Source organism: Halocatena salina (assembly GCF_023115355.1).
Taxonomy (GTDB): Archaea; Halobacteriota; Halobacteria; order Halobacteriales; family Haloarculaceae; genus Halocatena; species Halocatena salina.
The window spans coordinates 480,746-492,693 of sequence record NZ_CP096020.1 but is presented as its reverse complement, the minus strand read 5'-3'; the positions used below and the strand labels follow the sequence as shown (position 1 = coordinate 492,693).

Annotated in this window: 10 protein-coding genes; 8 read left to right on the top strand and 2 right to left on the bottom strand. The window is 59.9% G+C overall.

Features of this window, described 5'->3' with window-relative positions; all coding sequences use genetic code 11:
• Nucleotides 1–15 precede the first annotated feature (15 nt).
• Complete coding sequence (locus tag MW046_RS15025) at nt 16–1,908, top strand: DUF8034 domain-containing protein (RefSeq protein ID WP_247994973.1); 1,893 nt, start codon at nt 16–18, stop codon at nt 1,906–1,908.
• 156 nt (nt 1,909–2,064) lie between these two features.
• A complete protein-coding gene (locus MW046_RS15020) occupies nt 2,065–3,036 on the top strand; it encodes a D-2-hydroxyacid dehydrogenase (RefSeq protein ID WP_247994972.1) in 972 nt (323 codons plus the stop codon).
• A 182-nt stretch (nt 3,037–3,218) separates the two neighbouring features.
• Here MW046_RS15020 and MW046_RS15015 read toward each other — a convergent pair whose 3' ends face one another.
• Both MW046_RS15015 and MW046_RS15010 read right to left on the bottom strand, forming a co-directional pair.
• Nucleotides 3,219–4,574, bottom strand: coding sequence for an alkaline phosphatase family protein (locus MW046_RS15015; RefSeq protein WP_247994971.1), 1,356 nt, complete (start codon nt 4,572–4,574; stop codon nt 3,219–3,221).
• On the bottom strand, nt 4,567–5,763 hold the full coding sequence (locus MW046_RS15010) for an inositol-3-phosphate synthase (RefSeq protein WP_247994970.1): 1,197 nt from the start codon (nt 5,761–5,763) through the stop codon (nt 4,567–4,569). Before MW046_RS15010 ends, MW046_RS15015 begins: the two co-directional genes overlap by 8 nt.
• A gap of 248 nt (nt 5,764–6,011) precedes the next feature.
• On the opposite strand from MW046_RS15010, the gene MW046_RS15005 reads away from it, so the two are divergent.
• From MW046_RS15005 to MW046_RS14980, 6 genes are all read left to right on the top strand, one after another.
• Nucleotides 6,012–6,812, top strand: coding sequence for a TatD family hydrolase (locus MW046_RS15005; protein ID WP_247994969.1), 801 nt, complete (start codon nt 6,012–6,014; stop codon nt 6,810–6,812).
• Nucleotides 6,813–6,814: 2 nt separating this feature from the next.
• Entirely contained in the window at nt 6,815–7,690 is an 876-nt protein-coding gene (locus MW046_RS15000; protein WP_247994968.1) for a sugar phosphate isomerase/epimerase family protein, read from the top strand.
• A gap of 24 nt (nt 7,691–7,714) precedes the next feature.
• A complete protein-coding gene (locus tag MW046_RS14995; RefSeq protein ID WP_247994967.1) occupies nt 7,715–8,626 on the top strand; it encodes a UbiA family prenyltransferase in 912 nt (303 codons plus the stop codon).
• 42 nt (nt 8,627–8,668) lie between these two features.
• Entirely contained in the window at nt 8,669–9,520 is an 852-nt protein-coding gene (locus MW046_RS14990) for a sugar phosphate isomerase/epimerase family protein (RefSeq protein ID WP_247994966.1), read from the top strand.
• A gap of 110 nt (nt 9,521–9,630) precedes the next feature.
• Nucleotides 9,631–10,686, top strand: a complete 1,056-nt coding sequence (locus MW046_RS14985) for a sugar phosphate isomerase/epimerase family protein (RefSeq protein ID WP_247994965.1) — start codon at nt 9,631–9,633, stop codon at nt 10,684–10,686.
• Between the two features lie 115 nt (nt 10,687–10,801).
• Nucleotides 10,802–11,932 carry a BMP family lipoprotein gene (locus MW046_RS14980; protein WP_247994964.1) on the top strand — a complete coding sequence of 377 codons (1,131 nt, stop codon included), beginning with the start codon at nt 10,802–10,804 and terminating at the stop codon, nt 11,930–11,932.
• The last annotated feature ends 16 nt before the right edge of the window (nt 11,933–11,948 follow it).

The window sequence follows — 11,948 nt, the reverse complement described above, 5'->3', positions numbered from 1 at the left end:
CGATCGGAACGATACATGGTCGAGATAACGGCCCAAACGTCGATCGAGCAGCCACCCCAGTGGGCAGTGCTCCAGCGCAACCTCTTCGATCTGCTCGCGGACGCCGTTGACCGGTTCGTCGAGCAGTACTTCGAGGCGGACGGTGAGCCGTTCTGGCCACCGACGGACCACGTCGGGTGTGATGGGTTCGACGACGTGGTTGAGGGGTTTTACAACTGGCCGCTGGTGTACGCGATGGGGGGCCACGAGCGCGTGCTCACCCACGCCCGCACCGTCTATGAGGGAGCGCTCCGACGAGGGCGACGAACGGAAACGCCGTTCGGTCACCCGATGGTGGTCGAAGAGTTCGAACACTGCCGTGACTGGTTCCATCTGGGTGAAGGAAACCAGTACACGTACAACATGGGCCTTGCAGCCCCCGATGATGACGCGGTCGTCGAGCGAGCAGAGCGGTTCGCACAGCTGTATTTCGGTGAGAGCGACACCGGCAACTACGACGCCGAGCAGTGCCTCGTCCGAGGACCGATGAACGGCTCGATGGGACCGGAATACTGCGATTTCTCGGCGTACGAACATCATCCCTACGGCGCTGACTACCGGTGGGCACGCCACGGACTGCCGTGGCGCGATCTGGAGTTCGATAGCGCGGCCGACCTGCTCGATCCCGACAACGAAGCTCGCCTGTTCGAGGTGCTCGACGAACGGTGCTCGAAGGGCGACATCCCGCTCAATCTCAATATAACGAGCCTGATGACCAACGCGTATCTCCACACTGGTGACGACAGGTACCGCGACTGGGTGCTTTCGTATCTCGCGGCGTGGCGCGAACGGACCGATGCCAACGGTGGACTCATCCCGGACAACGTCGGTCGATCGGGAGCGATCGGTGAGTACACCGACGGCTCGTGGTACGGTGGCTACTACGGTTGGTCATGGGGTGGCTGGCACTACGTCGGGATCGGACCGATCATCAGTGCCGAGAACGCCGTGTTACTCACCGGCGATCGGGAGTACCTCTCGTTTCCTCGTTCGCAGCTAGACGTTCTGCTGAATGAAGGCGTTCCAGTGAGCGATGGAGAAGGTCACGAAACGTTGTACATCCCACACAAGTACGGCGATCCCGGTGACTATCATTACGACGCCTCGGGCGTGCTCACCGATGACGACGGCGAAGTGATGTGGCGCGACGGCTGGTATGAGTTCCGTCCCCACCGCGACGATCCGTACACCGTCCATCTCTGGTACATGTCGATGACACCGGAAGACCGAGAGCGGGTGCGACGGCTCCGGGATTGGGGCTCACAGCCGTGGACATCGGTCGACCGGACGCCATCGACGAAACACGGCGCTGGAGAGGAGTACGCGTGGCTCGCGTATCTCGACGACGAGTTTCCCCGGTATCCAGAACGACTGCTGGCGGCTACCCACGCCCGCGTCTACCGACGCCTCTCTCGGCTGCGCGAGGAAGACGAACCGACCGAAATCGACGAGGATTACCTCCGGGACCGGAATCCCGTGTTTCACCGAGGATTGCTCCAGCTTACCATGGGCGCGCCCCAACCCGTCTACTACGGCGGGCTGTTGATGGCACAGATCCGTCATTTTGACGCCGAACGTGGCAGACCAGGACTTCCGCCGGGCGTGGCCGCACTCGTCACCGACGTGAACGACAGCGGCGTCGGTTTCACGCTGCTCAACAGCGGTGCCACGCCACGGGAGTTGGTCGTACAGGCTGGTGCCTACGGGGAGCACCGGTTCGCGCGTGTCGAACACAGTGAGGCGACGGTCGCCCCCGACTCGAACACCGTTCGGATCGTCCTTCCAAGCGCCACGAAGCTGTCTCTCGAAGCCGAACTCGATCGATTCGTGCACGATCCGACGTACGAGATCCCCGTCGATCGAGTCTGATACGGTACAGCTCAGGTGTTCCGTCGTCACGAACGACAGAACACGGGTGCTCCAACGGTTTCAACTGCACGATCGACCGGGAAGCCACGAATTAAGGGATTCGCGTGCCTATCGAGAACTGAATGTCGATCAGAACACTGGTGTCAGGTGGTATCGATGACTGAGAGACCGGATGTGGGCGTGCTTCGGTGTGGTGCTCACGGGCAGTCTACCGAAGTCCTGGCACAGCAACTCCGAGACCGACTCCCGGACTGTGGTGTCGTCCGTGCCGAGACGCCCAGTGCCGAGCGCGACCTCCTTGGTGGCAGCTCAGTCGTGGTCGGCCACCGGTTACGCGAGGAGTTGCTCGACCACGCCGAGGGAGTTCGGTGGTTCGCCTGTGCTGCGGCGGGCGTCGGCCATCTGCCCCTTGATGAACTGCAAACCCGTGGGATAGCCGTCACGAACGCCTCCGGCGTCCACGGTCCACCGATCGCAGAGCAGGTCATCGGCAACGTTCTGGTTTTCGTACGCAATCTCCACCTCGGCTGGGAGCGCGGGCGAAAGGGCGAGTGGCGTCATTATCAAGGATTCAAAAAGGAACTCGGGGACAGCACTGTCACCGTCGTCGGTCTCGGCGCGATCGGACAGGCGATCGTCGAACGTCTCGAACCGTTTGGACCCCACACCATCGGTGTTCGCTACACGCCTTCGAAGGGGGGTCCCACGGACGACGTCATCGGCTTCGACGCAACCGATTTCCACGATGCGCTCGCACGTACGGACTACCTCGTTTTGGCCTGTCCGCTGACGGAAACGACACGTGGGCTGGTCGATCACGCGGCGTTCGAGACGCTCTCACCCGAGTCGGTGGTGGTCAACGTCGGCCGCGGTCCGATCGTTGATACGGACGCGCTCACCGCTGCGGTACAGCGCAACGCGATCCGTGGGGCAGCGCTAGATGTGACCGATCCCGAACCCCTCCCATCCGATCACGACCTCTGGCAGTTTCCGAACGTCCACATCACGCCGCACAACGCCGGTTACACCCCCAACTACTACGCCCGCGTCGCCGATATCGTCGCTCGAAACGTCGACCGCGTGGTCGAAACCGGCGAGTATGAGGATCTCGACAATCAGGTCGTCTGACCCTCTGTGCGGGGATCGGACCGAAAACGCTGCCATCGGTCGGCGGATAACAACAGTACGTCTGTCATGGCGGATCGCCGGCGACTGCCTTCCGACAGTGAGCTCTCCATCTTACTGGTATCCGACTCGTCGTCCTGTGTGCCACTGCGGTGTATCGATGACGGCCGTCGATCTGCCTGTCGTCACTCACATTCTGTCACTGGAGGGTGGCTGAACGACATCGGTATGGAGTCGGTGATGCCCAACAGTTCCGTGATCGTCGGCGCGACGGCTCGTGCGTCCACGACTCCGTCGGCGGACGTTTCGGGTGCCATGGGTCCTCCGAGACCGTACACGCCGTACACGTCGCTTCGACCGTGAGAGCCACCGACCTTCGTCGGATCGAGCGAGACGAGTCCTTCCGTGCCCCCGAACAGCTCACACGGATCGAACCCCGGCTTCGCGTGGATGTCCATATCAGTCGCATACGGGGGTGCGTCCTCGGGGTCGTCCCACCAGTAGTACTGAAACCACGCATCTGGCTCTGCGACGAGAACGAAATCGCCCGTGTTTGGATGATCGATGTTTCGTTCGGCCTGTCCCACCTTGCCGAGCACTGTCTCGACGCCGTCAAGCGATTCGAGCGTTCGGCGGACGGCGGGGGAACGGTCATCGACGTAGACGTGCGCCACTTGATGGTCGACCATCGCAAACGCCGCCGAGTTGGGAACATCTACTGCGGTCCCCTTCCCATCGTCCGTGACGGCCAACAGCCCGTTCTCACGGAGTGCACGGTTCGGGAATACGGGAGTATCGACGTCGTGAAATCCGTACTCGCTCACGACATTCACGACCGTTTCGTTCCATCGCTTGCTCGCCCGAAGCACGTCGAGAAACTCCCCAAGGCAGTCGTCGATCGTGCTGACCGCCGCTTGCAACTCCTCTCCCGGGCCGTGTCGGAGTCCCGCGTAGTCGAGGTGTGGAACGTACACCCATAGCAGATCCGGATCGACGCGGTCGATCGCTTCGCTCGCGGCGTCGAGGATCCATCTGCTGCTGTGTTCGTCCGCCGCGGGACCCCAGTATCGATGCAAGGGGAAATGTCCGTACTCCGCTCGCAACGTCTCATACAAATCGTCGGGATTCGTCCAACAATCCATCTCTAAAAGGTTGTTGTCCTCGTCCTCGATCGGCGACGGCGTGACTGCGATGTCCGCATCCGTCCCGATGAGGTGTTGGAAAAACAGTGCTCCCGTCGTCGTCCCGGCTGTCCGTGCCGTCTCCCACAGGCGGTGTCGATCTGCTCGGTCACGCTCCCAGAACGCCGCTTCGTCGGTCTCTCGGTCGTATTCACCGCTCGAGACGTCGCCGTGCTCGCCGGGAGACTGTCCCGTCGTAAGCGTCGTTTGGACGGGAACGGTCAGCGCTGGAAACGGAGGTTTCAACGCGTTTACGCCTTCGAGAACGCCTGTGAGGTTTGGTGCGGTCGCCTCCGTCACGTGATCGGGCTGAAGACCGACGACGTCGAGGACGATAACCCGCGTGGCGTGATCAGTCATCGATTCCCTCATAGCGGTTTACGTAGTTAGTGAGCATGCCGAACTGTCGTGAAAGGTCATGTTCGTCGACGCCAAGCGGGGATTTGAAGAAGGACGCCAACTGTGGTTGGAGACCCCCTTCCCCGTGTTCGTCGGCGTGTACGATCAATCTGATGAGATCGAGGACGAGCGGTGCGGCGAGAATGGAATCCGACCCTTCCCATGTGAACTGCATCTTCATCGGGGTATCGAGGAACCCACTGAATCGGATGTCGTCCCACGCGGTTTTCCAGTCGCCGAGTGGCGGCGTGTAGTCGATCCGCACACGATTGTGAAACTCCTCGTCGAGAATGCCGTCGAGCACCCCGCTTTTACTAGCCAACTTCCCAGCCTCGTTCGCCTCGTCTTCGAGCACGCGACCGTCTGCGTTGCCGAGGATATTGTGGCCTTCCCACGACCGAACGCGAAGATTTCGTCGGGCAAACATCGGTGCGAGTGCGGATTTCAGGAGCGTTTCACCTGTTTTGCCGTCTCGTCCCATGTGAGGAACGTTTTTTCGGCGAGCCAACGCTTTGAGTCCACCGAGGGAAGCCCCCGTGCTCGGCGTGAAGTTGATGTACGGATAGCCATCGAGGAGGGCAGCGTACGCGTACAAACTACTCGCGGGAAGATCTCTATCGTCGTCAGCGACGGCCCGTTCTACGCTACTCACGGTGTCGTACCGTCCCGGATCGGACAGCGGCGGCTCGGTCGAGGAAACGTTTACCACGACGAGTCGATCCACGTTCTGTTCGGTGACGAACGCGCGATATTCCTCTCGAAGGCGGGCGACGGTGTCAGAAACGTTCCGTTCGGAGAATGCTCTTTCCACGCGATCTTCGATCGCTCGCCCACAGTTGATCGCCGTTCCAGTCTCGATACGCTCCTCGATCCGTTCGAGATCTTCGTCCACCGCTTTGACGATCTCCGGCGGAATAGTGGCTCGTTCCGAGAGCATACGCGCTGTCGAGCTAACGGTCGTCGCGGAAACGTCGTGGCCACCGAAAACGAACCCCTCGATCGGGGGAAGATCCAGGCGATGACACGGGTCCTGAGCCGTAACCAATCCCCCCGTTCCCACCTCCTCAGCAGCGATCGCGCGCGCACCCACCATCGCTGTCGTCGCAACGTTCCCGTGCGCTCCGAGAAGCCAAACGCCCGTCCGCCTCATTCGTTCCTCCAGCGGTGTTTTGGGACCAGCACGAATCGGGACCGATTCGTGTTTCGTTCCCTGCCTCTAAACCAAAACCGACTGTCCATTTTGATACAAAAGATATACTGTTGCCTATTAAGTTTTTCTATTATTAAAGAAATTAGTCATTGGAATATAGATAAAATTATTATAGAAATCATAAATATATAATAATCAATAATTATCAAAACATATATTATCATGGAATCAAAGGTCATGAACAGGCCATGCGAGTCATCGACCCACATATGCATATGGTTTCTCGATCGAGTGACGATTACAAACGAGCGCGACGGGCTGGGATCGAATGCTGCATCGAACCGGCCTTTTGGAGCGGTCAGGACAAACACAACGCGGGTTCGTTTTTCGACTACTTCGAACAGATCATCGAACACGAGACCGCTCGGGCCGAGCGAACGGCCGGGATGGACCACTACGTTACCATCGGTCTCGAACCAAAGGAAGCGAACTACCGTGAGATGGCCGAGACGGTACTCGAGCGGCTCCCTGACTATCTGGACCGGGATCCCGTCGTCGGCGTCGGTGAAATCGGCTACGATCAACAGACCGACGCCGAAGAGTACGCCTTTCGGAAACAGTTGCGAATCGCTGAAGCGCACGAACTCCCAGTTATCGTTCACACACCCCACGAGAACAAGCCATCGGGGACCGAGCGCATCGTGGAGGTGATCGAGGATGAAGGCGTCACTCAAGAGCGCATCGTCATCGACCATAACACCGAAGAAACGGTCGACATCTCCGCCCGAACCGACTGCTGGTTGGGCTTTACGCTCTATCCAGGCAAGATCGAAACCGATCTCGCTATCGACCTTCTGGAGGAGTACGGCACCGACCGTATGCTCCTCAACAGCGCCGCCGACTGGGATCCGTCGGATCCGCTGGCCGTTCCGAACGCTCGTGATGCGATGCTTGATCGGGGCTGGAACCGCGAAGCGGTTCGGACGGTCGTTTTCGACAATCCCTACGAGTTCTTCGATCAATCCCCGAACTTCGAGTACGAACGATAACCATGCAATTTGGATTTTCGACGAACGCATTCCGAGGGCACAGCCTCGAAGCAACCATCGAAACGCTCGCGGACGCTGGCTACGACGGGATCGAGATCCTTCTCGACACGCCACACCTGTACCCCGGTGACGCGGACCGAGCGGACGTTCGTCAGGTCCGGAAGCTACTCGATGCGCACGATCTCGCCATCAGCAACTGCAACGCGTTCATGCTCAGTGCTATCGAGCGCAGCGAGACGAGCCATCAGGCCGATTATCCCCATGAGACGGCGGCGTTTCACCATCCTTCGTTCATCGAACCCGACGCGACGGACCGCCGTGCCCGCATCGAACACACCCAAGCCGCCCTGGAGACGGCGGCCGCCCTCGGTGCTTCCCGGATCTCGATCCAGCCCGGTGGACCGGTACCCGTAGACAAGTCCGACGAACGGGCGGTCGAAGAGTTCGTCGACGGGCTACAGACCGTCGCAGCGACGGCCGAAACCGTCGGTATCGATGTCCTGATCGAACCGGAGCCGGAGCTTCTCGTCGAAACGTCAGAACAGTTTCTCGATCTCGTTGACCGGATCGATTCACCGCGCGTCGGCTGTAACTTCGACGCCGGACACTTTTACGCCTCGGGAGAGGATCCCGTTGCGTTGATCGACGTGCTCGCCGAGTACACCTGTCACTACCATCTCGAAGACATCCCGGCCGATCGGACGCACGACCACACCCAGCTCGGGGAGGGTGCGATGGACATCGATGGCTTTCTCGGTGCCCTCTCCGACAGCGGGTACGATGGGTTCGTCACCGTCGAACTGTATCCGTACGAGGCGACAGCCCCCGAGACCGCACGCGGTGCGATGGAGTATCTCGAAGACCACGGGTGGGTCTGACGTGCCTACACGATTCGAAGGTGAATGATCGGGACCGCGATCCGACGCACACGGGCGTATGCGACGCTGGTTCGGCTGCCCAACCTCTTTACGGCTCCGCCGGATGTCGTGGCTGGTGTGGCACTTGCAGTCGGTGTCGGTGGGACCGTTACGAGTAGCACCGTGTTCGGACTCGCTGTCGCGTCTATGCTGTTGTACGCCGCTGGAACAACGCTGAACGACTACTTCGACGCGAGCGACGACGCTCACGAGCGACCCGAACGGCCCATTCCCTCGGGCGAGGTGGCCCGTCCTCGGGCGCTCGCGTTGGGTCTCGGATTCCTCGCTGCTGGCGTGGTGACCGCCGTCGTCGCCGCCGGAACGGCGGCTGGGGTGATCTCGGGGCTACTCGCACTCACCGTTTTGCTCTACGATGGTGTACTGACGGGGTCGGCTGTCGGGTGTCTCGCCATGGGAGCGATGAGGGGACTCAACGTTTGTCTCGGGGTAACGGCCGCGCTTTCGCCCGTTTTACTCCCCAGATGGGCCCTCGCTGTCCCGATCATCGTCACTGCCTTCATCACAGGCGTCACGTGGACCGCGGCACATGAGACCGGAACGAGCGACCGAACCGCCGTCGTCCCTGCGATCGGCGGTGTCGTCGTCGCTGTGCTCGGGACCGGTGGTCTCCTCCTCGTTCGATCGCCACGAGCCGGCAAGGTCCTCCTGGCAGTGATCCTGCTCGCTTGCTTTCTGGGCTGGACGGGGCGAGCGCTCCGATCAGCCGTCGAGACACCGACACCGGAAACCATCGGAGCAGCTGTCGGTGCGTGTGTACTCGGACTGCCCGTACTGGAGAGTGCGTTCGCTGCAACGATCGATCCCGTGTTAGCACTCCTGGCAGCGGCGTTCGTCGTTCCTGCGATGGGGTTCGCCCGCGTCTTCAGTGTCAGCTAAGACCAGGGTAAGATTCTTGGTATGTGAGAAATACATACCAGTATGGTTCGACTTGCGTTCTCGACGAACGCCTACACCCGCTTTACACTCACGGACGCCGTTCGACGCATAGCAGACCATGGATACGACGGCGTCGAGCTGTTGGCCGATTCGCCTCATGCGTTCCTGCCAGAGTTCGACGAGGACGATCGGACACGACTTCAGGAAACGATCGAAACGACCGGTCTCTCGGTTTCGAACGTCAACGCCAACACCGCCATGGGGTACTACGACGACGCGCCGGATACCTCGTTTTTCGCACCGACGATCATCTCTGATAGCGAAACGGAACGATCGCGGCGAGTCACCTACACGAAACGAGCGATCGATCTGGCAGGGGCGGTCGGTGCCCCTGCCGTCTGTGTCGCTACGGGCCGTCCCGAACCGGGGAATCCCCCCGAGCAAGCGCGAGAACAGTTAATGAACTCGCTGCACGATATTCTCGATCACGCCGACTCCGTGGGAGTCGACGTTGGAATCGAGTTCGAACCGGAGTTGCTCATCGAGTGTACTGAGGAGGTTCTGGAGCTCCTCGATGTGGTTAACCGTGACGCGCTGGGTGTGAATCTCGATGTCGGCCACGCGGCCGTCTACGGTGAGGACCCTGCCGAGAGCATCCGTCAGTGTGCCGGACACATCACGGGCGTCCACATCGAAGACATCGTTGGTGGTCGCAGGGGCAAACACTACCATCGCATCCCTGGCGACGGCGATCTGAACTTCGAAGCGATCTTCCGAGCACTCGATGACATCGGTTACGACGGTTTTGCGACGCTGGAGTTGTATACGTACCCCGATGCCCCCGATCGGGCAGCCCGACGAGCGCTCGACGCGCTCGAACGATACACGGCCTGATCAGAGACGTTACGCAACGAAATCAACTCTACATAAACTTTATATGAGTGAAAAAATTTATTAGAATATACAGTGTGGTTTGGGGTGGACTGTTCCATCGGGTCGGTCCGATGGCGCACGACGTCGAAACAGCCATGAACGAAGACAGTTCCGCAGATGGCGTCAGTAGCACAGTCAGTCGTCATTTCTCGACGAAGCGACGGACGGTACTTCAGGGAATCGCCGCGCTTGGGCTTTCGAGCAGCGTCGTTGGAACCACAGCGGCACGAACGAACGATACGGAAAGGACTCCCGACGCCGACACGCCTCCCAGACGGGGTGTTTCGACTGCGATCCAGTTTTACACGCTTCGGAACCTCCCTGACACGGTACTCGACCTCATTCGACGCGTCGGTGCCGTCGACAACAACGGTGGGCCCGGCTATGACGCCGTCGAATTTGCCGGTCTCGGTGAGGCGAGCGCGGATGAGATCGTCGATACACTCGAACGGACGGGACTGGTGGGGGGCAGTGCCCACGTTGGTCTCGAGGCATTGGAGACGGAGTTGGAGACGACCGTCGAGACGTACACACAGATCGGCGTCGATAATCTCGTGGTTCCGTACATCGATCCTTCTCGGATCGATACGATCGAAAAGACCGAGACGCTTGCAGAGCGGATGAATGCGGTCGACGAGCAGCTCGGATCGGACGTGCAGTTGAGTTATCACAACCACGACGGCGAATTCCAGCGTCTTGCCGACGATAGAACGCCGCTTGCGGTGCTCGATGAGTCGCTGAACGACGGTATCGGCTTCGAAATCGATGTCGGATGGGTTCATACTGCCGGGTTCGATCCTGTCGAAGTCATCGAGACGTACAGCGACCGAACTCATCTCGTCCACATGAAGGATATGGTCGACGGGGAGTTCGCCGAGATCGGTGAGGGAGCTGTCGACATGCGGGCCGTCTCGGCTGTCGCTCGCACAAAGGCGAACGTCGAGTATCTGATCTACGAACACGACGAGCCGACCGATCCAGCGGGTTCCGTGGCAACCGGTGCGGGCGTTCTCTCGCTTCTGGATGGAACGAAAAAACCGGGCCGAATCGAGCTCTCGGAAATGGGTCCGCCAGCGTACGATCCTACTCTCGACGGCACTGACCGAACGGGCGGTGGGAACTGCTGAGTGTGGGCCGGTCTCGGAACATGCGCCACTACGCAGGGCGCGCCGAACGGGAGGTGTGTCATATATCCCTCCATGAAATATTTATATGTGGGCCAATAACAATTGTTCGAATGATATGAATGGCCACTCGAATTCGGATACGAAGCGTGAGCACGTATCTCACCGAGCGGGCAGTGTTGATCGACGTCGGTTTCTCACGACGGGAGCCGCTCTCGTCGGGGGCCTAGGGCTTGCTGGGTGTCTCGGCGGCAGCTCGGATGATAACGGTGGTGGAGACGAGACGACGAACGTTGCGATCGTATCGAGTCCTGCTGGTTTCGACGACAACGCGTTCAACGATCTCGCGCTCAAGGGGATCGAGAACGCTCAAGAGGAGCACGACATCGAACTCAACCGGGTCGAAGAAACCCAACAGGCTCAATACCAGTCGACCCAATCGGAACTGGCTCAAAGCGGTGAGTACGATCTCATCGTACTGGTTTCGTACAATCACACCGAGGCACTGACCCAAAACGCCACGGACTATCCCGATCAGTATTGGATGCTCATCAATGACCACGTCGACGAGGCAAACGTTGCGGGCTACATCTGGGCCAATCATCAGATGTCCTATCTCGCGGGCGTTCTCGCGGGCACGATGACGACAGAGGGCTTCTCCGACGGCGGTGGCGAAACGGTTCCCGAAAGCGCACAAATCGGGTTCGTCGGTGGCGTCGATGAATCGCTTATCAACGCGTACGAGCGGTCCTACGTCGCCGGAGCCGAGTGGGTCACCAACGACGTGGAGGTCAATGTCGGTTACATCGGCAACTACACCGACACGGATACGGCGGCCGATATCGCCAGCTCACAGTACGATGCTGGTGCCGATATCGTGTATCACGCTGCTGCAGCTGCGGGTCGTGGCGTCTTCGAGGCCGCGCAAGCCGATGGTCGGTACGCCATCGGCGTCGACTCCGATCAGTCCGTGGCGCTTCCCGACTTCCAGGACGTTGTTCTCGGATCCGCCGTCAAATACATCGATGAGGGGACACAAACGGCCGCGACGGCAGTTGCGGAAGACGACTTCGAAAGCATCGCCGGTAACAACACCTTGTCGCTCGCGGAGGAAGCCATCGACTGTGTGATCGGCCAAGCGTTCGAAGGGTCTCTCCCGGCCGCCGTCGACCAAAACATGCAACGAGCCAAACAGGGAATCCTCGACGGCGATATCACCGTTCCTTGTGGTGCAACCGGGTGTGACTGATCCGATAGATATGGAA